Origin of the sequence: Corynebacterium sp. CCUG 65737 (assembly GCF_024454115.1) — a bacterium.
GTDB classification, from domain to species: domain Bacteria; phylum Actinomycetota; class Actinomycetes; order Mycobacteriales; family Mycobacteriaceae; genus Corynebacterium; species Corynebacterium genitalium.
In genome coordinates this window covers 270,278-290,471 of the sequence record NZ_JAGPZB010000001.1, presented here as the reverse complement: position 1 = coordinate 290,471, position 20,194 = coordinate 270,278, and the positions used below count along the sequence as shown (strand labels likewise).

The 20,194-nt window shown below is 64.2% G+C and carries 17 protein-coding genes; 6 read left to right on the top strand and 11 right to left on the bottom strand.

From position 1 onward, the window contains the following. Positions 1-33: 33 nt before the first annotated feature. Positions 34-171, top strand: a complete 138-nt coding sequence (locus KBX17_RS01525) for a hypothetical protein (protein ID WP_256018191.1) — start codon at positions 34-36, stop codon at positions 169-171. A 449-nt stretch (positions 172-620) separates the two neighbouring features. Here KBX17_RS01525 and KBX17_RS01520 read toward each other — a convergent pair whose 3' ends face one another. Beyond that, positions 621-3,845, bottom strand: a complete 3,225-nt coding sequence (locus tag KBX17_RS01520) for an error-prone DNA polymerase (protein ID WP_256018309.1) — start codon at positions 3,843-3,845, stop codon at positions 621-623. A gap of 200 nt (positions 3,846-4,045) precedes the next feature. On the opposite strand from KBX17_RS01520, the gene KBX17_RS01515 reads away from it, so the two are divergent. From KBX17_RS01515 to KBX17_RS01505, 3 genes are read left to right on the top strand one after another with little or no spacing between them, the layout of a single operon-like run. After that, positions 4,046-4,942 carry a MetQ/NlpA family ABC transporter substrate-binding protein gene (locus tag KBX17_RS01515; protein ID WP_256018190.1) on the top strand — a complete coding sequence of 299 codons (897 nt, stop codon included), beginning with the start codon at positions 4,046-4,048 and terminating at the stop codon, positions 4,940-4,942. Then, a complete protein-coding gene (locus tag KBX17_RS01510) occupies positions 4,942-6,006 on the top strand; it encodes a methionine ABC transporter ATP-binding protein (RefSeq protein ID WP_256018188.1) in 1,065 nt (354 codons plus the stop codon). The genes KBX17_RS01515 and KBX17_RS01510 overlap by 1 nt, the downstream gene beginning before the upstream one ends. Next, positions 6,007-6,687 (top strand): methionine ABC transporter permease, encoded by a 681-nt coding sequence (locus KBX17_RS01505; RefSeq protein ID WP_256018187.1) that lies wholly within the window; start codon positions 6,007-6,009, stop codon positions 6,685-6,687. Here the strand turns inward: KBX17_RS01505 and KBX17_RS01500 are convergent. The 6 genes from KBX17_RS01500 to KBX17_RS01475 form a co-directional block, all read right to left on the bottom strand. Next, positions 6,674-7,594: a sucrase ferredoxin gene (locus KBX17_RS01500; RefSeq protein WP_256018185.1), complete on the bottom strand. Its 921-nt coding sequence runs from the start codon at positions 7,592-7,594 to the stop codon at positions 6,674-6,676. The genes KBX17_RS01505 and KBX17_RS01500 overlap by 14 nt on opposite strands. A gap of 39 nt (positions 7,595-7,633) precedes the next feature. Beyond that, positions 7,634-9,199 (bottom strand): DNA polymerase Y family protein, encoded by a 1,566-nt coding sequence (locus tag KBX17_RS01495; protein WP_256018184.1) that lies wholly within the window; start codon positions 9,197-9,199, stop codon positions 7,634-7,636. Beyond that, entirely contained in the window at positions 9,200-9,985 is a 786-nt protein-coding gene (locus KBX17_RS01490; RefSeq protein WP_256018182.1) for a hypothetical protein, read from the bottom strand. A 203-nt stretch (positions 9,986-10,188) separates the two neighbouring features. Continuing rightward, positions 10,189-11,580, bottom strand: coding sequence for an ATP-binding protein (locus tag KBX17_RS01485; RefSeq protein WP_256018181.1), 1,392 nt, complete (start codon positions 11,578-11,580; stop codon positions 10,189-10,191). A gap of 132 nt (positions 11,581-11,712) precedes the next feature. Beyond that, positions 11,713-12,375: a response regulator transcription factor gene (locus KBX17_RS01480; RefSeq protein ID WP_256018179.1), complete on the bottom strand. Its 663-nt coding sequence runs from the start codon at positions 12,373-12,375 to the stop codon at positions 11,713-11,715. A gap of 45 nt (positions 12,376-12,420) precedes the next feature. Then, positions 12,421-13,647 carry an ATP-binding protein gene (locus KBX17_RS01475; RefSeq protein WP_256018177.1) on the bottom strand — a complete coding sequence of 409 codons (1,227 nt, stop codon included), beginning with the start codon at positions 13,645-13,647 and terminating at the stop codon, positions 12,421-12,423. Between the two features lie 112 nt (positions 13,648-13,759). Here KBX17_RS01475 and KBX17_RS01470 point away from each other — a divergent pair, with 112 nt between their 5' ends. Beyond that, the gene (locus tag KBX17_RS01470) at positions 13,760-14,911 is read left to right on the top strand and encodes a PspC domain-containing protein (protein ID WP_256018176.1); all 1,152 of its coding nucleotides are present in this window, start codon (positions 13,760-13,762) and stop codon (positions 14,909-14,911) included. Positions 14,912-15,045: 134 nt separating this feature from the next. On the opposite strand, the gene guaA is transcribed toward KBX17_RS01470, so the two are convergent. Then, the gene (gene guaA, locus KBX17_RS01465; RefSeq protein ID WP_256018174.1) at positions 15,046-16,638 is read right to left on the bottom strand and encodes a glutamine-hydrolyzing GMP synthase; all 1,593 of its coding nucleotides are present in this window, start codon (positions 16,636-16,638) and stop codon (positions 15,046-15,048) included. Between the two features lie 119 nt (positions 16,639-16,757). Here guaA and KBX17_RS01460 point away from each other — a divergent pair, with 119 nt between their 5' ends. Continuing rightward, positions 16,758-17,444 carry a metal-dependent transcriptional regulator gene (locus KBX17_RS01460; protein ID WP_256018173.1) on the top strand — a complete coding sequence of 229 codons (687 nt, stop codon included), beginning with the start codon at positions 16,758-16,760 and terminating at the stop codon, positions 17,442-17,444. On the opposite strand, the gene KBX17_RS01455 is transcribed toward KBX17_RS01460, so the two are convergent. From KBX17_RS01455 to KBX17_RS01445, 3 genes are read right to left on the bottom strand one after another with little or no spacing between them, the layout of a single operon-like run. After that, positions 17,394-18,293, bottom strand: a complete 900-nt coding sequence (locus KBX17_RS01455) for a metal ABC transporter permease (RefSeq protein ID WP_256018171.1) — start codon at positions 18,291-18,293, stop codon at positions 17,394-17,396. The two genes, KBX17_RS01460 and KBX17_RS01455, sit on opposite strands and share 51 nt — an antisense overlap. Then, positions 18,290-19,063, bottom strand: a complete 774-nt coding sequence (locus KBX17_RS01450; RefSeq protein WP_256018170.1) for a metal ABC transporter ATP-binding protein — start codon at positions 19,061-19,063, stop codon at positions 18,290-18,292. The genes KBX17_RS01455 and KBX17_RS01450 overlap by 4 nt, the downstream gene beginning before the upstream one ends. An 8-nt stretch (positions 19,064-19,071) precedes the next feature. Then, on the bottom strand, positions 19,072-19,950 hold the full coding sequence (locus tag KBX17_RS01445) for a metal ABC transporter substrate-binding protein (protein WP_256018307.1): 879 nt from the start codon (positions 19,948-19,950) through the stop codon (positions 19,072-19,074). Positions 19,951-20,194: the final 244 nt, after the last annotated feature.

The following is a 20,194-nucleotide window of genomic DNA, read 5'->3' as shown; positions in this document are numbered from 1 at the left end:
CTGCGGGTGTTGTAGGCGCAGCGGGCGGTTTCGGTGCAGCAGGTGGTACCGCCGCAGCAGGAGGCTGTGGCGCGACAGGTGCCGCTGGTGCAGCTGGCACCGCCGGGGGCTTCGGCGCTGCGGGAGCCGCTGGTGCCGCTGCCGGAGGTTTCGGAGCTGCAGGTGTTGTAGGCGCAGCGGGCGGTTTCGGTGCAGCAGCCGGCGGTTTGGGTGCCGCGGGAGCAGCCGGTGCAGCCGGTGCAGCCGGTGCAGCCGGTGCAGCCGGCGCGCTTGGGGCGGCCGGGGGTTTAGGCGCTGCAGGAACGTTGGCGTTCGGAGTGTCGCCCGCTTTGGGGATGTTGTTTCCAGTCATTACAGAATCAGACTATCCAACCTCGAGGGGTGCTCTGAATTTAAGTCGCTCTGGGTGGCCTTTAGATTCACACTCCCCTCTTGCAGGATCGGCCTTGGAATACTGTTGGCGGTTTTCCGGAATACTGCTCACGCAAACGTGCAGGTCAAAAGCATGCGTTTCGGTTGATATTGCCGAGCAGTATTCCACCCCAGAATCGAGCAGTATTCCGGTCTGGCTCTACCCCGACTGACTGCCTCCCCCGGCGCCCACCTGGCACCTGCCCCCGCTAGTGGAAGTCACGCGCCCCGCGGGCGAGCCAGTCACCCATCTCCAGCGGCTCGAATTTGTCGGCGATGATGCTCACCGCGCCGGTGGCGTTTTCCACTATGCCGCGAATGATCAGTGCTTTGGCGGTGCGGGCAAGCACTTTCTGGCGGTTCCACAGCCCGACGGGGATGACCACGTTCATCAGTCCGGTTTCGTCCTCCAGACCCATGAAGGTCACCCCACCGGCGGTGACGGGGCGCTGCCTGTGGGTGATCACGCCGGCGATGCGCACGCGGGTGCCGTCCTCAACACTCATGAGGTCCGCGGCGGCGACGACCCCGTTGGCGCCTAGCGCCCCGCGCAGCATCTCCATCGGCATCAAGCCGGGAGTGACACCGGTCGCGGCAACGTCAGCAGCCATGAGCTCGAAAGCGTTCATGCCGGGCAGTGCCGGTGCCGAGATCGCAGAAAGCCCAGGAAGCATCCCGTCTCGCTCGGTGGCGGCAACACCTGCCTGCCACAGTGCTTGCCTGCGGTCCACCCCGAAACAGTCCAGCGCGCCGGCTCGCGCTAAAGCTTCGACGCGCTCGACCGACAAGTCAGCCCGGCGCGACAGGTCAGGAATGCCGGTGAACGGCTGGGCAGCTTCGATCCGCTCAGCGGCCTTGTCACCCAGCCCCTTGATCAGGTTCATGCCTACCCGGATGGCAGTATCCGCACCGGAAACAGCATCCACAACGCAGCGCGCTTCGCACCCAGAGTCGTTCACACTGACCGGCAGCACGTCAATGCCGTGGCGGCGCGCGTCCTGGATGAGCGACTGCGGCGAGTAGAACCCCATCGGCTGCGCGCGCAGCAGACCGACGCAGAACTGCGCCGGGTAGTAGTGCTTGAACCAGGCGGAGAAGTACACCAGCGACGCGAACGATTGGGAGTGGGACTCCGGGAACCCGTAGGCGGCGAACGCGACGATCTTCTGCCAGAGTCTGTCGGCGACGGCACTGTCAATGTCATTCGTCTCACGGCAGCCGTCGAAAAAGCGCTGCCGCAGCGCCTCCATCTTCGCCGGGGACCGCTTCGACCCCATGGCGCGGCGCAGGGAGTCGGCTTCGGCACCGGTGAAGCCTGCGGCGTCGACAGCAATTTGCATGAGTTGCTCCTGAAACAGCGGAATGCCCAGCGTGCGGCCGAGGGATTTCTCCAGCACCGGGTGGTCGAACTCGATTGGCTCGCACCCATCGCGGCGGCGCAGGTAGGGGTGCACCGATCCGCCCTGAATCGGGCCGGGGCGGATCAGGGCGACCTCCACCACCAGGTCGAAGAACTCGCGCGGTTTCAGCCGCGGCAGCGTGTTCATCTGGGCGCGGGACTCCACCTGGAAGACTCCGACGGCGTCGGCGCGGGCGAGCATGTCGTACACGGAAGCGTCGTCAAGCGGAAGCTCCCACAAGCGCACCTCGCGGCCTGTGGTCTCGCGCACGAGGTCGATCATGTGGTGCAGCGCCTCGAGCATGCCCAGGCCGAGCAGGTCGAACTTGACCAAGCCTGCCGACGCGCAATCGTCCTTGTCCCACTGCACCACCGACCGGTCCTCCATGCGGGCCCATTCGACGGGCACGACATCGGCAATCGGGCGGTCGCAAATGACCATGCCGCCGGAGTGGATGCCCAGGTGGCGGGGTTGGCCGCGCAATTGCTCGGCTAGCGAAGAGACAAGACTCGGCGGTTCTGAGAGCCCCTTTGACCAGGCATCTGCCGCACCCTGCGGGTATCCGAGCGCACGGGCGGCGTCGCGCACCGCACCCTTTGACCGGTACGTGATCACGTTGGCCACCTGCGCGGCGTTGTCGCGGCCGTAGGTGCGGTAGACGTACTGGATTGCTTCCTCGCGGCGACCGGATTCGATATCAATGTCAATGTCCGGCGGCCCGTTGCGGTCCGGCGAGAGGAACCGCTCGAACAGCAGCTGCGCCGAAATCGGCTCCACATTAGTGATCCCCAGGGCGAAGCAGACCGCCGAGTTCGCCGCCGACCCGCGCCCCTGGCACAGGATGTCGGACTCGCGGCAGAAGTCCACAATGTCGTTGACGATGAGAAAGTAGCCCGGAAACCCCAGCTGCTCGATGACGTTCAGTTCGTGCTCGATCTGTGTGCACGCCCGCTCACGCACGTCAGCGGGACGCGAGGCGTAGCGCTCCTCGCCGCGGACACGCACGAGATGGCGCAGCCAGCTCATTTCGTCGTGGCCGTCGGGCGTGGGAAAGAGCGGCAGTTGCGGCGCGACAAGGTTGAGTGTGAACGCGCACTCGGCCGCCAGATCGACGGTGGCTGCGAGCATGTCCGCGCACCCCGGTGCCATCGCGAGCAGCTGCTCGCCGCTGCGCAGCCAGTTCGCGCCCATTGGGTGCAGGTCGCAGTACGCAACGCCCATTGCTTGACGACGCGCCAGCGACCTCTTCGCCCCCGCCAACCGCGCCCCCTGGCGCGTAGCCGCCCCGGGTGCCGCACTGATGATCGCGGGGACGTGCGGGTATGCACGCAACGCCTCGTTATGGTCGGCGTCTTCGGGGAGCATGGTGGCAGTGAATTCGCGCACAACCCGGTCGGGGCCGAAGTATTCGATCAAATCATCGATACGGTCCGCCCACTGCCAGCTGGCCAGGACGGTGCACGTCCCGGCAAGCTCATCGGCAATCACCGGCAGGGGCGGATAGAGGACTTTGTCTTTCTCCCCCGTTGCCATGTGGGCGGCGGCCATGAGGTGCGACAGGCGGCGGTAGCCTTCGGGGCCGCGGGCGATGACGGACAGCGGAATCACCGAGTCATCGCCTGGGCCGCCATCGTCGCGCGGGAGCGACAGCTCCGCACCGAAGACTGTGGGCATGCCCACTTCTGCCGCTGCCTCAGCGAATTTGACCGCGCCGTAAAAACCGTCCCGGTCCAGCAGGCCGACTGCCGATAGGCCCAGTTCTTGCGCCCGGGCCACGATCTCTTCCGGCTCGCTCGCACCGCCGGTGTCACTGAGGAAACTGTAGGTGGACACGGCGTGCAGCTCGGCGAACGGGACGGCAGGTGCGCGGCGGGGCGCGGTGCCTGCCGACCCATCCCCCGGCGCGGCGCCGCCTTCTGCTTCGGATCCCTCTGGCGCATAGACCGCCCCGGCGGGCGTGCCCGTGTGGTTGACGGGCACAGGAGTAGGCCCGGGGCGGCCGGAGAGGATTCTCTCCAGCCGCGACCAGGACATTCTCTCGCCGCCATGGAAACGCACGCCCCCAGAATAATCGCGGTCGAAACTTTGTTCCAATCAGCAACGGGCACGGGGCTGTATCCAGTGCCGGCATAGCAATGGTTGGTGTGAACCCAAACTAGACTAAGCGGTCCGTTAGGTGTTAGATTTTCGAAGTCATACTTGACCACCCCTAGCAAGAAAGTGCAGGAAAAGATATGCGCTTCAACCGCATCATCGCGACCGCCGCAGCCTCCGTTCTGGCGGCAACCGGCCTGGTCGCATGCTCTGACGAGTCGGCAGACAACGCAGCCGGCAAGAACAACGGCGGCGACGATCAGGTTGTCCGGATCGGCACCACCGACTCCGACCAGAAGGCTTGGTCTGTCTTCATGGAGCTGGCTGAGAAGGAGGGCATCACCCTCGAGCTCACCCCGTTCACCGAGTACCCGCCGGTCAACCCGGCGCTGGCTCAGGACCAGATCGACATCAACAAGTTCCAGCACATCCTGTACCTGGCTGAGTACAACGCCTCCTCCGGCGACGGCCTGAAGATCGTCGGCTCCGGCGAAATCAACACCCTGGGCCTGTTCTGGAAGGACCACGACAGCCTCGACGACATCGAGGGCCAGAAAGTCGCCATCCCGAACGACCCGTCCAACCAGGGCCGCGCCATCAACGTGCTGGTCCAGGCTGACCTGGTCAAGGTCAAGGACGGTGCTGACACGCTGAACCCGACCCCGGCCGACATCGACAAGGATGCCTCCAAGGTTGAGGTCACCCCGGTCGACGCGTCCCAGACCCCGACCGTCTACAACCAGGGCGACCCGGCCGTGATCAACAACACCTGGTTGGGCCGCGCCGGCATCGACGCATCCACGGCCGTCTTCGCAGACGACCCGAACTCTGAGCTGGCGGAGCCGTACATCAACATCTTCGCTGTCCGCGCAGACGACGTCGACAACGCGACCTACGACAAGCTCGTGGAGATCTGGCAGTCCGACGAGGTCACCGAGGCTCTGAACGAGGACTCCAACGGCACCGCTGTCCAGGTGGAGAAGACCAAGGAGGAGCTCGACGAGATCCTCAAGCGCCTGGAAGAGGACTTCAAGTAATGGCACCCACCGGCACCCGGATTGAGTTCCGGAACGTCCACAAGACGTTCCGCTCCAAGAAAGGCGGGGCGGATGTCGTCGCACTCGACAACGTCAACCTCACCGTTGAACCCGGTGAGATCTTGGGCGTCATCGGATATTCGGGTGCCGGCAAGTCCACCCTCGTGCGCATGATCAACGGGCTGGACACCCCGACTTCCGGTGAGATTCTGCTGGACGGCACCAACATTGTCGGCATACCGGGCAAGCAATTGCGCGACGTGCGCCGCAGCATCGGGATGATTTTCCAGCAGTTCAACCTGCTCACCTCGCTCACGGCGGCAGGCAATGTCGAGTACCCGCTGAAGATGACGGACATGAGCAAGTCCGAGCGCGCCGCCCGCGTGCAGGAGCTGCTCGACTTTGTCGGCCTGGGTGACCGTGGCAAGAACTACCCGGAGCAGCTGTCCGGCGGCCAGAAGCAGCGCGTCGGCATTGCCCGTGCGCTTGCCACGGATCCCTCGCTTTTGCTTGCCGACGAAGCCACCTCCGCCCTCGACCCCGAAACCACCCAGGAAGTCCTGGAACTGTTGCGGGTGATCAACCAGCGCACCGGAATCACCATCGTCGTGATCACGCACGAGATGGACGTCATCCGCGCCATCGCGGACAAGGTCGCTGTCATGGAGGCCGGCAAGGTCGTCGAATACGGCTCTGTCTACGACGTGTTTTCTAATCCGAAAACGCACGTGGCGCAGCGGTTTGTGTCGACGTCGTTGCGCAACACTCCGTCGAAAAGCGAAGAGCGCGAACTCTTGGGCGGCGACGGCCGACTGTTCACCGTCGACTTGTCGTCGAACTCCGGGTTCTTCTCCGCGGCCGCGAAGCTGCAGGAGCAGGGCGTGGGGCTCGATGTCGTGCACGGCAGCGTGACCACCCTGCAGGAACAGTCCTTCGGCAAAATGACGGTGCGCCTGACCGGCGACAACCGCGCCATCGAGGAGTTCTACCGCAGAATGCAGGAGACCACCACCATTCACGAAATCACCGGCAACACCACTGCTGAGATTGGGGAGGAGAAGTAAATGACTGAGCAGATCCTCGCCCAAATGGACTGGGACCGTCTCGGCCCCACCTACTTCCAGGCCATCCAGGACACGCTGTTCATGGTGATCATCACCATGCTCGTCGGCGGGTTCTTCGGCCTGATCATCGGCATGTTCCTCTACACCACCCGCGCTGGCGGTGTGCTGGAGAACCGGTTTGTCTACTGGACGCTGAACATCCTGGTGAACTTCTTCCGCCCCATCCCGTTCATCATCATGATCGCGATGCTCTACTCAGTCACCTTGTCGGTGGTGGGCACGACGATCGGGCGTGAAGCGGCCACCTTCGTCATGTGCGTGACCGCGACGTTCACCGTGGCGCGCATCGTGGAGCAGAACCTCGTGGCCATCGACCCCGGTGTGATCGAGGCGGCCCGCGCGATGGGCGCCGGCCCGTGGCGCATCATCCGCACCGTGATCGTCCCGGAGGCCCTCGGACCGCTGATCCTGGGCTTCACCTTCATCTTCATCGCTGTCATCGACATGTCGGCCATGGCCGGCTACATCGGCGGCGGCGGTCTGGGCGACTTCGCCATCGTCTACGGCTACCGCGCGTTCGAGCCGCAGGTGACGTGGCTGGCTGTGATCACCATTGTGGTCATCGTCCAGCTCGCGCAGCTGCTGGGTAACGTGCTGTCGAGGAAGGTTATGCGCCGCTAAGCTCGAGCTTGTCGACGCCCCAGTACTTACCCGTTTTCGCTTCGTCGCCGCAGGAGGAAATCACTCCTGCGGCTTCGTTTTGTGTGAGGGTGACTACGAACTGGCGCGGCCCCCGGTGCGTGTCATCGGCGAACACCACAGTGGCCGCGCCGTCGCCGACGGTTTCCTCCACGAGCGTGAACTGGTCGTAGGCGACGTCCTCGCCCTCGTTCTGCAGGTGGGCAGCCACGGCGATCTCGGCAGCCTGCGCCGGCGCCGACAACGTTCCGCGCCCGCGGTTGCCGGGGACGAAGTATTGCGCGCGCATCGCAGCACCGATCATCGCCTCCGTGGCCTCTAGATTCATCCGGCCGAAGCTGTACCCCCACGGCATAAGCAGCATCGCCGGCGCAAAACGGTGCCCCTTGACATGCGAGGTCTCCCACACGATGTCGCCGGTGCGGCGGAACGGGTAGCGCCGCTCCAACTCCAGGACGAGCGGGCGGCCCTTCACCGCGCAGCAACGGTCGCGTTTCGCGTGCGTGCACACGAGCAGCAGCGGCGCGATGCGTGTTTGCCCGCCGTTGAGGCCCGGCGCGGAAAAATTCATCTTCAGCAGGTCCTCCACACCGTCGACATGCAGCACTTCCGTGATGCCTACATCGGAGAAGACGATGTAGACGTGCGGCTTGTCAATGTCGCGGCCTTCCCGCGTGGGGTGGCGGATCAGCTGCAGCGACGCGTCGAACTTTTTCAGGTGCGCCTTGAGCTTGGCGGTGAGCTCCTCGCCTAAGGTTCCGCCGTCGAGAACGTCATGGCTCCAGGGGCCAGGGTGCTCAAAAAGGACGTAGGTCCCCGCCGTTTTGGCGGTGCCGGGCAGCGGTTCGACTTCGACATCGGAACACATTGGCTGGCGGGGAGCGGACATGCTTCTTAGGGTAGCCTATCTCGCTCTCAGGTAAATCCCTCAGGTATATAAAGCCTCGATCCGCCACTGCCGCTTCGACCACAGCAGCAACCACGCCGCACGCTCGTTGCCTGCAGGCTTCTCCCCCACCACCTGCAGGCGCGCGACCTTCTGGGGGTTGTCGCCCCACCAACCGTCGTCGACAGGCCAGGGCCCAGCCCACCCCGTGACCACGTAGCGGTGCTCGCCCCACCCAAGCGCGTACGGCTCCCCCGTCAGCAGCGCTTCCGCTGTCACACCGATCTGCCTCGCATCCGCGCTGATCAGCTTCACCCGCGACGCCGGGTGGTCCAGCCCGCCGCCGATCCGGGCAGGCAGCGGGGCCGGGATCGCGCCCGGCCACGATGCGGCTGCCGCGGCGCCGGCGGTGTCGCTGTCCTGCTCGCCGAAGGGGACGAGGGCGATGCGCTCAGCAACACCGCGGCCCCCGGCGGGGCGGGGCTGCACAACGGCATCAATGCCCAGCGAGGACTGGATACGCTCCGCGACGCGACGGGCCTCCCGGGCCGCCTCATCCGACCCCGCCGCAGCACCGCCCCAGAGCTGACCGGCCGGTCCCGGCGCGGCGACCTCCAGCGGCTCCAGAATGAGCGAAGCGATCGCACCCGCTCCCCCGCCGGTGAGCCACCCGTCGAGCTGCCACCGCACGCGGTCGGCAGTGGCCTCCTCTGTCAGGGCGTCGCGGGTGCGCCAAATGCGCTCGAGGGATGTGCCGTCACTTAACTCCGCCTTCACTTTGAGCCGCACACAGTTCTGCCCAGCGTCAGCAAGCCGCTCGTGCAAGCTGGCGGCCAGCGCGCGGGCGGCGAAAGCAGCGGCGTCGACGCGGTCAATCGGATCCTCGGGTGTCACGGACACCGCGAGATCAGACGTGGGCAGTTCCGGAGCGACGCGGCGGTCCGGCGCACCTTGCGCAATCCGGTGGCAGTGCAGCCCGGCCTGCCCGAAGCGCGTCGAAATCGCGGTGGCGGGCACCGCGGCGAGATCCCCCAGCGTGCTCATTCCCAGCTGCCCCAGCGACTTCACCGTCTCCCCATCTGCGCCGAGCGCCGTCTCCGCTGCAAGCACGCGCAACGACTGACCGGCAAGGAAGTCCACCGACCCACCCGGCGGGACCACCGCGCAAGTGCGTGCGGCGATGACAGCGGTGGCGATCTCGTCCGCGATGCCGATAAGGGGGTTGATGCCGGGGCGGGATGCAACGTCGATAAGCATCTCGGCGGCGCGGGCCTCGCTGCCGTGGAACTTTCCCGCGGCCGCGATGTCCACCACGACAAGCCCGGGTCGCAGCACCTCGACCGATGAAGCCACATCGTCGAAACTGGCGGCGAGCGCGGCGAACATGCGGCCGTCACGGTCCGGATTGTCGTCGACGACAGTGAGCCCCGGACACACCGACTGCGCGTGGCGCACCTTCATACCGCGGCGAATGCCCAGCTTGCGGGCGGCGTGCGAGACGACCTTGATGCGGTGCTGGCGGGCAACGGCGAGCGGCTCCGCAAGGTCGTCCTCGAGGCACGCGGCCTGCACCGGCCAGTCAGGGAACCATACGGCGGCGACGCGCATCTACTTCACCACCTTGAGCGCCGGAGCAGGCGGCACTGCCGCCGCCTGCCGAGCCTGACCGACGGTGACCGTGCCCGATGCCGGATGCGCGCTTTTCGGCTGCGCCCGCACCCGGATATCCAGCCCCGTGATGCGCCCTGTGCCCCGGCCGATCCCCCGGAACTCCTGCACGTCACCAGTGACAGTGAGCGCCGGTGACGGCACCGTCGCGCCGACGAGCATGAGCGCGGCCCGGCCTTTGCGCAGCTTGCCCAGCAGCGGACGCGCCCGCACCGGGGATAGCTCGACGCGCGCGCGGGTGCGGAAGACCACCAGATCCAGCCCCTCCACCAGCACCCCGGTGATCCCCAACGGGTCCACCCCGGGGTCCGGGACCGCAATGACACGATTCAAACACTCTGGCGGAAGCGCCGCGTACGACAGCTCCGGCCAGCCGACCACGCCGACATACCCGCCCACTTCGGTGATCTGCAGCAGCATCTCCACCACCAGTGCCGGGGTGTCACTCATGTGCGTCACCGCGTGGCGCGGCAGGCCGCCGCCGGGCAGAATATTCTCGAATTGCGTACCGAGTTCCAGGACATCAGCCCTTGCAATGTGGCCAGCATGAGGCCCGCCGAGCTGGTCCGGAACCTCCCCGCCGATCTGCGCCATGCGGGCGCGCAGCTGCGCGATCTGCTCGGTGCGAGCGGAACTGGCGGGACCAGCAGGCGCAGCGGAGCCGGAGGCGGCAGCCAACCCGGCCAGCGCCTCCACATCCACCTTGCGAACACTTGTTCCACTCACGAAGATGATTATGCTCGCCGGGACAACCAACGTCAATCGAAAAAGTCGAACACGCTTTCTATCTGGCGAAATAGCCCAACAGACTCCAGCTCAAGCAGGATGCGATCTACTTGAAACCGTTTCGAGTAGGTTTCAAGTAGGCCAGTCTGCGCAGGTCAGACTAGATACAACGTGTTTCGAGTACGTTTCGAGTAGCTTTCGAGCTACCCTAGCGGGCCCAATACCGACCACACTGCGCGCGGATCGCGGGAGCTGTTTCCACGCCACTCTATGATTCCCTTGCCTCGCATCGCTTGCAGAGCGCGGCGAACAGGAGGCGTCGATAAGCCCAAGGCCTCGGCGATCTCACCTGTCGACATTGGCCTGCCCCTTGCCTGAAGAACGGAAAGCACATCCGCAGAATGCGGCGGCAAAGCGTCAACGGCTTCTAAGTTCAGGCGCTGAACAGCATTCAAGGTGAGAATCACACTTCCACTAGTCTGCCTGTACACAGGATCCGTGAAACCAACCCGGCGCATACCGGCGAACATGCGGCGAATGCCTTCGCCGAGCTCCTGACCGATGCGGAGCTCCGCAGTGACCCTCGCAATGAGAGGATTCCTGGCAAACCGCGCAATCGACTCCGGCTTATCCGGATCCACAAACCCCGGAAAACGGCCAGGACTCGAGACTTCGATCCGGCCCGGATACATCTCGAAACGGATATGGTCGCCGCTCATACTGTAGGACCTGTGGATCACCGCGTTAACCAAGCCCTCAAGCCACACATCGTGAGGGATCAGATTCTCATCTTCAAACAGCCCCTCCCCGGTCAACCTGCGGACCTTGGGCAGCATTTCGCCGATCGCATTCTGGGCGTGAGCGATCTGCTGCGGCAGCGGGCCATCAAAACGCCGATCAGCCATGAGTTGTTGTTGGTAGCCGGAAAGCCGTTCATCGTCCCCGAACTGAAGCACACGCACATGCGCATTCGGGAAATACTCCTGCGGGTTCTTACCAAACAGAAGAATCGCCGCCGTGCGAGGTCGACCATCGCGGTCAACCAAGTTCCGGGCCCTCAACACATCTACCGCAGACGATGAACCTATAGCCTCGGCGTAGTCTTCCACCAACTCCCAGTCGAGGTCCTCGGCGATCGCGCGGGGCGGCACCGATGCGTCGAACTGCTGCTCTCCCTTCGTGTACCGGAGCTCGAGAATGTCGTCCGCCTTGAGACGCTTGGACTCGTCGCCGACGCGCAAGAAGCACTCCCCCGATTTCAGATAGTGCACCCTGTCGCTCGGCAGAACATTGAAAAGGAGGACAGATGCCCCCTCTGCCACGTCGAGAGCTTCTACATCGACACGAACGGTCGGATCCGTGTGATCGAACGTCACTTGGTGCAGGTCATTTTGCTGCACAGAGGTCGGTTGACCATCAAACCGGCGATCAGTGATTCCAACCGCAATCACACCGCCTTCCGCGTTAGCCATCGCCACAATTGTCTTGGCAAGGTCCTTCGGGGCGATGCGGAACGATTTCCGCTCAAACCACTGATCCTCGTCAAGAGTCAACAGCAGCGCGGGATCATCCTGAAAAGAGGGACTTTCTTTCACAGCAACAATTCTACTTGAAACCGTTTCGAGTAGGTTTCAAGTAGGACAGTCTGCGCAGGTCAGACTAGATACAACGTGTTTCGAGTACGTTTCGAGTAGCTTTCGAGTACCTCGCGAGCGCTACACTGCCGTTTAGTCCAGCGAGCGCTCAGACGCCCACCGCGTCAGCTGGTGCCGGTTCGACGTCTGCGTCTTGCGCAGCACATTCGACGCGTGGGTCTCCACCGTCTTCACCGAAATGAACAGCTCAGACGCGATTTCCTTGTACGTGTACCCGCGCGCGAGCAGCCGCAGCACCTCCAGCTCGCGCCGCGTCAGCTTATCGACGACCGCCTCATCCTCCCCCGCCTTCTCCGGCTCCCCCGCAGGATCCTCGACAACCCCGCCCGACGCGAACGCGTCGAGCACGAAACCGGCCAGTCGCGGCGAGAAGTACGCATCCCCGCCGTGGACCTGGACGACTGCTTCCGCCAACTCAGGCCCGTCGATATTCTTGGTCACGTAGCCGCGGGCGCCGGCGCGGATCAGCGCGATGACATCCTCTGCGGCGTCGGAAACGGACAAAGCTAAATACTGCGGCCCAGGCGCTTGGGTGATCACGGCGAGGCCGCCACCGTCGGGCATGTGGACGTCGAGAAGCACGACGTCAGGCTGTTCCTTACCGATCCCCGCAACAGCCTCAGCAACCGTTCCGGCGTCGCCGACGATCTCGATGCCCGGCGCGGCGCTCAACTCCGCGCGCACGCCGGAGCGGAAAACCGAATGGTCGTCGACGAGGAACACCTTGACTGCCATGAACCCGACACTACCGTTAGGCGGATCACGCTGGATCACACTGGGTCACGCAGCCAGAGTCAGCGCTACCTCGGTGCCTTTGCCCGGCGCAGTCTTGATCGTCGCTGTGCCCCCAGCGCGTTCCATGCGGCCGGTGATCGAATCGCGCACGCCGTGGCGGTCGGACGGGATCGCCGCCGGGTCGAACCCAGCGCCGCGGTCGCGGACGAACACGGAGAGCTCACCGGCGAGGTTTTCGGCATACACATCGACCCCTGCCGCTCCCGAGTGCTTCGCCGCGTTCACCATGGCTTCCCGGGCCGCCAGAACAATGGGTTCGACGCTGTCGCCGAAGGCCGTGTCTTCACCGACGGTCACGGGGCGGATGCTCAGGTTGAACAGGTCCTCGACTTCTCCGGCGGCGGTGTTGATCGCGGCGAAGAAGGTAGCCGGCGTGGGTGGCGCAGCAGCAGTCGGCGCGGGTTCGGGATTGGTGGTGTGGGTGGTCCAGCCGGGGGCGGGCGAAGCGTCGTAAAGCCATGCTCTCAGCTCGCGTTCCTGGCGGCGCGCAAGGCGGGCGACCTCCTCAGAGTCGTCGGCGCGCTTCTGAATGAGCGCAAGCGTCTGCAGCACAGAATCATGCAGGTGAGCGGCGATGTCGGCGCGCTGATCGGCGACCGCCTTGTCCTGACGTTCCTCCACAAGCGAGCGCAACAGGCGCGCAATGAGCGGCACCACAAGAATGCCCACCCCCAGCACCGCCGCCAGCACAGCCAAAACCACGCCCATGATGCCGCCGCGGTCCCCCATCACCGCGATGACAATGACACCGCCCATAACCAGCACACCGCCAACAAGCAGGGACGCAATCGAACCGGCAGTGCGCATGTCGCGGTCGTACGCACGCCACGCCAGCACCGCGCCGACCGCCATCATGACCACCACCGCGACGAACGCGCCGTTGCCGGGATCCCCCACCGCAGATGTCGACATCGACCACAGCACAAACGCCGCAATGACGAGGAGGAAGTTCACAAACCCGCCGGCCTTCTTAGCGTCCACGACAGGCTGCGCCGGCACACCCAGCGGCATGAAGATCCACAGCGCCGCGTAACACAGGATGCCCAGACCCCCAATGAGGGAGCTCAGAGACAGGAAAAGGCGAATGTAGACAACCTCAATATTCAGATGCGCAGACAAACCAGCCGCAACGCCAGCAATGACCCGGTGCTCCCGTTCGCGGACAAAGCGCGGGTAGGGCCGGGGCTGCTCAGGGGCATAGTGCTGGGGCATGCTATTCATCATGGCACGCAGGGCCCGCAGGCGGATCAGGGCAAACCCTGAACTTGCGATTTCAGGGTGAATCCCGATACCGCCCAGCCCAGCCAAATCGCATACTTGAAACATGAACGAGACACTGCACCTCATGTGGGACACCCGCCCGCCGCGCATCCCGAAAAAGCAGGGCGGCGACGCAATGGTCTCCGGCGTCTGCGAAGGCATCGGTGTGCGCTACCAGATCGACGCGAGCCTCGTGCGCATCGCGTTCGCGGCGCTGTCGCTCGCGTTCGGTGTCGGCATTTTCATGTACGTGCTGTGCGGCTTCCTCATGCCGCGCTTTGGCTTATCGACGTCACCTTCCCAAGCCATCGCAATCCCCAAACGCCAGCTCGACCCCGTCGAAGTCAAAGAGCGCGGCACCGGCTGGGGCCTGCTGATTCTCCTCGTCCTCTTCTTCCCGACGATCTCAGTAGGAACTCCCCGTGAAGCTTTCGCCTCCACGATCGGCTGGCTCCTTCTCAGCGCCGTCGCGTGGTGGGCGCTCTACCGCCGCCTCCCGGAGCCGCCTCCGGGGGTGATCGCACAACCCGAGAAGCGACAGAGCAGCCAGCCTCAGTCCGGGGAGCCTGGTTTTGGGGAGCCAGGCTTTGGGGAGCCTGGCTTTGGGGATCCGGAGCCCCAGCCCGCCACGGCTTCGGCGCGCAACCTGGTCACGAGTGGATTCACCGCTCCGCAGGGTTATCCGCACCCGGCCCACGGTCACACGGGGCCGCCGTCGTGGGACCCGTTGGGGACTGTTCCGGAATTGTGGCACCTGCCGGACCCCGGGTACGAACCGCCCCAACAGCCGAGCACGAAAAGGAACCGGCCACTGTGGGTGTGGATTCCCGTAGCTTTATTGCTCACCATTGCGACATTCGTGGCGATGGCGGCCGCAAGCGAAATCCGCAACCGCGACTGGTCCCGCTTCGGGCAAACGATCATCGCCTTCCCTGACGCAGAGGGCATCCACCCGGTCAATACCTACGTTGGTGAACTCACCGTCGATCTGACGGACCTGCAGCCGATGAAGGAACCGGTGACTCTCGATATCAGCCAGAAAGTCGGTTCGGTTGAAGTGCTCATGCCCGACGAGAAAGTCCGCGCTCGTGTGAACTGCGATGTCGATGTCGGTGACACGGCCTGCCCGCCAGAGGAAATCGACGGCGATGGCGAACTGTTGACCATCAACATCCACCAGAACGTGGGCTCGATTCAGGTCGCGTGGGCGAAGTAGACCAAACCCCAAGATCTCGATTACATCACCGCGTCAAACACGCGATAAAAGCCCTGGTCGATTTTGATTGACGGGGCAAAAATGCAATCGAGATCTTAAGACTGGCCTCGTCGGGTGAGCGGCGAGGCCGCTCACTACTCCCACTCGATGGTTCCCGGCGGCTTGGACGTGATGTCCACAACCACGCGGTTGACGTCCTCGACCTCGTTGGTGATGCGAGTGGAGATGGTCTCCAAGACCTCGTAGGGCACGCGGACCCAGTCCGCGGTCATCGCGTCTTCGGAGGTCACCGGGCGCAGCACGATCGGGTGGCCGTAGGTGCGCCCGTCGCCTTGGACACCGACGGAGCGGACGTCGGCGAGCAGGACGACCGGGCACTGCCAGATTTGGTCGTCGAGGCCAGCGCGGGTGAGCTCCTCGCGCGCAATGGCGTCAGCCGCGCGCAGGGTTTCCAGCCGCTCAGCGGTGACCTCACCAACGATGCGGATGCCCAGGCCCGGGCCCGGGAAGGGCTGGCGGTTCACGATCACTTCCGGCAGGCCCAGCTCGCGGCCGACAGCACGAACCTCGTCCTTGAACAAGGTGCGCAGGGGCTCGACGAGCTCGAACTCAACATCATCAGGCAGGCCGCCGACGTTGTGGTGGCTCTTAATGTTCGCGGTACCCGTGCCGCCGCCGGACTCCACAACGTCCGGGTAGAGCGTTCCCTGGACGAGGAAGCCGACATCCTGGCCTTCGAGGACGCCGGCGACCGCGCGCTCGAAGGACCGGATGAATTCCGCACCGATGGCCTTACGCTTCGCCTCCGGGTCGGTCACACCGGCGAGCTTGCTCAGGAAGGCTTCGCGCTCGTCCACAGTGACCAGACGTGCGCCGGTCGCAGCGACGAAGTCGGTCTCTACCTGCTCGCGTTCGCCCTTGCGCAGCAGGCCGTGGTCAACGAAGACACAGGTCAGACGATCGCCGATCGCACGCTGGACCAAGGCCGCCGCGACGGCGGAGTCGACTCCTCCGGACAAGCCGCAAATCGCGTGGCCGTCGGGGCCGATCTGTTCGGAAATCGCGTCGATAAGCTGGTCGGCGATGTTCGACGCGGTCCATGTTTGCTCCAAGCCCGCGATCTCGGTGAGGAATCGCGTGAGCACCTGCTGGCCGTGCGGCGAGTGCATGACCTCCGGGTGGTACTGGACACCGGCCATGCGCGACTCCGCGTTCTCGAAAGCCGCAACCGGAGCGCCCTCGGTCGCAGCGGTGACATCGAAACCGTCGGGCGCCTTGGTCACGGAATCGCCGTGGCTCATCCAGACTGGGTGCTGCTCATTCAGGCCGGAGTGGAGCACGCCGCCGCGCACGTCCATGTTCGTGCGGCCGTACTCGCGCGAGCCGGTCTTGGCCACGGTGCCGCCGAGCGCCTGCGTCATCACCTGGAAGCCGTAGCAAATGCCGAAGGTGGGCAAGCCCAACTTGAAGATCTCTGGGTCGAGCTGCGGCGCGCCATCCTCGTAGACGGAGGACGGGCCGCCGGAAAGCACGAGCGCAACCGGGTCCTTCGCCTTGAGCTCCGCGGCGGAGATCGTGTGCGGCACGACCTCCGAGTAGATACGGGCCTCGCGCACGCGGCGTGCGATCAGCTGCGCATATTGCGCGCCGAAGTCCACAACGAGGACGGGACGCGGGTGGGCGTTTGCGGGCGGGGTCTGCTCTGGTGCGTTCGCGGAGGTAGTCACGGTTTCAGAGTCTAACTCATGGCCTGAAAAGACCGAACAGTCGCAACTGTGCGGGGTGAATTGCGGGTTCAGGGCGACGTCGATAAGCATGCTCCCGGAAGATAAGTAGAGTTGAACGCATGTCGGTGAGCGAATTATCCACCTCGACCCAGAACTATTTGAAGGTCATCTGGAGTCTCACGGAATGGTCGACGGAACCCGTCACGGCGACCCTGATTTCGAAGCAGACGGGGCTGCGGATGTCGTCGGTCTCGGATGCTGTGCGCAAGCTCGCCGCACAGGAGTTGATCGTGCACGCCCCCTACGGCTCGGTGGAATTGACCGAGAAGGGCCACGGATACGCAGTGGACATGATTCGGCGCCACCGGCTCATCGAGACGTTCTTGGTGGAGACTCTCGGGTACACGTGGGACGAAGTGCACGACGAAGCGGAGCACTTGGAGCACGCAGTCTCTGACTACCTGGTGGACAGGCTGGACAAGCTGCTCGGCCATCCCACCCGCGACCCGCACGGGGATCCGATCCCGGCCGCCGACGGTACGGTGCTCGCTTTGGACGCGCGCCGCCTCACGGATGCTGGGGTGGGCGCCGGCGCAGCGGGGACGACGGTCACTGTCGAGCGGATCTCCGATTCGGACCCGACCCTGCTGAAGTTTTTCGAGGAGAACGGCATCGTTGTCGGTGCCGTCCTCACGGTCTCAGAAGGTGCGCCGTTTTCCGAGTCGCTAGATGTGAAGGTGGACGGGGCAAAGAACTCAGTTCCGCTCGGCCGCACCGCTTCCGGCGCGCTGTTCGTCTCCAGTTAGACGCGCCGTTCCGCCCCGGAGCGCACGCGCTGTGATGATCCCCTGGCGCGGGCTGAACAGGTACACCAGCAGGAATGCGACCCCCTGCGCCATGACCACGAGTCCGCCAGGCGAAGCGTCGAGGTAGTAGCTCGTGTACAACCCCACGACGGAGCATACGGTGGCCACCGCAGGGGCGATCAGCAGCATGCGGCCGAAACTGTCGGTCAGCAGGTGCGCGGTCGCGCCCGGAATGATCAACATCGCCACCACGAGGATCACCCCGACAGCCTGCAACCCCACCACGCAGGTGAGCGCGAGCAGGGCGAGCAACACTGCCCCAATCAGCTTCGGCCGCAAGCCAATCGCGTGGGCATGCACGGGATCGAAAGCGAAAAGCGTGAAATCGCGGCGCTTGAGCACGAGCACAGCCAGCGTGGCCACGCCCAAAACGAAGATCTGCACAAGATCAGCTTTGGAGACGCCGAGCAAGTTGCCGAAGATAATGTGGTTGAGGTCGGTGTGCGAGGGCGTAACGGAGATGAGCACGAGCCCGAACGCGAAGAGCGTCGTGAAGACGATTCCGATCGCAGCGTCTTCTTTCACCCGGCTTGTATCACGCACGACGCCGATCAAACCCACGGCGAGGAAGCCGAAGACCACTGCCCCGAGGGCGAAGGGAACGCCCGCGATATACGCCAGCACCACGCCGGGGAACACCGCGTGGGACACGGCATCGCCCATCAGCGACCAACCGACGAGGACCAGCCAGCACGACAGCACCGCGCACACAATGGAGGAAATCAGGCTCGTGGCGAACGCGCGGACCATGAAGTCGTAGGCGAACGGGTCGAGAAGAAAAGAGATCATCGTTTCATCACATCCAGCCCGAAGGCAGCAGCGAGATTATCGGGTTGCAGGACATCTTTGGGCGAGCCGTGCATGAGCACATGCCGGTTGAGCAGCATCGCTTCATCAGCCAGCTCGGGCAACGCGGGGAGGTCGTGCGTCGACACGAACACGGTGGCACCGCCGTCAGCAAGCTCACGGAACAGCCGGGTCATTGTCGCTTCGCTGCGCTTATCGACGCCCGCGAAAGGCTCGTCCAGCAGCATGATCCTCGCCCCCTGGGCAATGCACCGGGCGACAAAGGCGCGTTTCCGCTGGCCGCCGGAAAGCTGACCGATCTGACGGGAGGCGTAGTCCGTGAGCTCCACACGCTCGAGTGCATGGTCGACGGCTTCGATGTCAACCCGGCGAGGCCGGCGAGTGAAACCGAGTTGTCCGTAGCGGCCCATCATGACCACATCCCGCACGCTGACCGGGAAATCCCAATCCACTGCCTCGCGCTGAGGCACATACCCGAGCACACCGGTGCGGCGGGCGACAGCGGGGTCATCTCCGTTCACGGCGACGGTCCCGGAATCTGGCCGGGTCTGCCCCATAATCGTTTTGAATAGCGTAGATTTCCCGGATCCATTCATTCCGACGAGTCCGCACACGCGTCCCGGCGCGATCTCGAGGGACGCGCCGTCGAGCGCGAGCACGCTCCCATAGTGAACGGTGACATCGCGCACGGATATCGCGGGAGTCGCGTTCGACGGCACGGCCGCCGCGGGTGTTGACGTTTCCTGTTGCACCGCGACGCCTACTTCTTACCCGTCAACGCCTGCGTGATCACGTCGGCGTCGTGCTTAATCATGTCGAGGTAGGTCGGAACCGGACCGTCTTTCTCCGAAAGGGAGTCGACGTACAGGGTGCCACCGTAGGTGGCGTCGGTCGCGTCAACCACCTGCTGCATCGGTGCGTCCGAGACCGTGGATTCGCAGAACACGGCCGGCACGTCGTTCTCCTTGACGAATTCGATGGCGCGAGTGATCTGCTGCGGGGTTGCCTCATTCTCGGAGTTCACGGCCCAAATGAACCGTTCCTCTAAACCAGCGTCGCGTGCCATGTAGGAGAATGCGCCTTCGCACGTCACCAGTGCGCGATGTTGCTCAGGCAAGTTCGCCAACTCGTTGACCATGCCGTCCTGGACCTCTTGCAGCTGCTTTTTGTACTGCTCGCCGTTCTGCGTGAAGTCCTCAGCATGGTCCGGATCGAGTTCGCTGAAGGCGGTGACCATATTGTCCACGTACTTCTTCACCTCAACCGGACTCATCCACGCGTGCGGGTTCGGTTTGCCTGCGCCCTCGTCCTCGGTGATGTCGATCGGGTCCACGCCGTCGCTGACGGTGACGTGGGGCGCGTCGACTCCCTCGACGAATTGCGCGAACCAGTTCTCCAAGTTCAGCCCGTTATCGAGAATGAGGTCGGCATCAGACGCGCGGCGGATATCAGCCGGTGTGGGCTCGTAGCCGTGGATCTCCGCCCCCGGCTTCGTCAAAGACTCCACGGTCAAGTGCTCCCCCGCGACATTCTGGGCGATGTCCTGGATCACGGTGAAGGTGGTCAGCACTTTCGGCTTTCCGCCGTCCGCGCGATTCTCCTCCGGCGCGCACGCTGTGAGCGCCGCCGCGAGAATCATCGCCATCATCGCGGCTGCCGCCGCAAACAGCGCTGATCGTGACGTCTGATTTCCCGACCGAACCATTGAGTTTTTCCTTTCCTGAAAATGTATTCCGTCAAGACTTTTTTAAAAGTTACGTTTTGGCGTACTTTTTATTTTGGTCATACTTTAGTCGTGCTTTCAGGAGAGTCAAGATGATTCGGCTGTGACATACCCCGCAGACATGAAAACGCCCGGGGATCATTGGAGATCCACCGGGCGT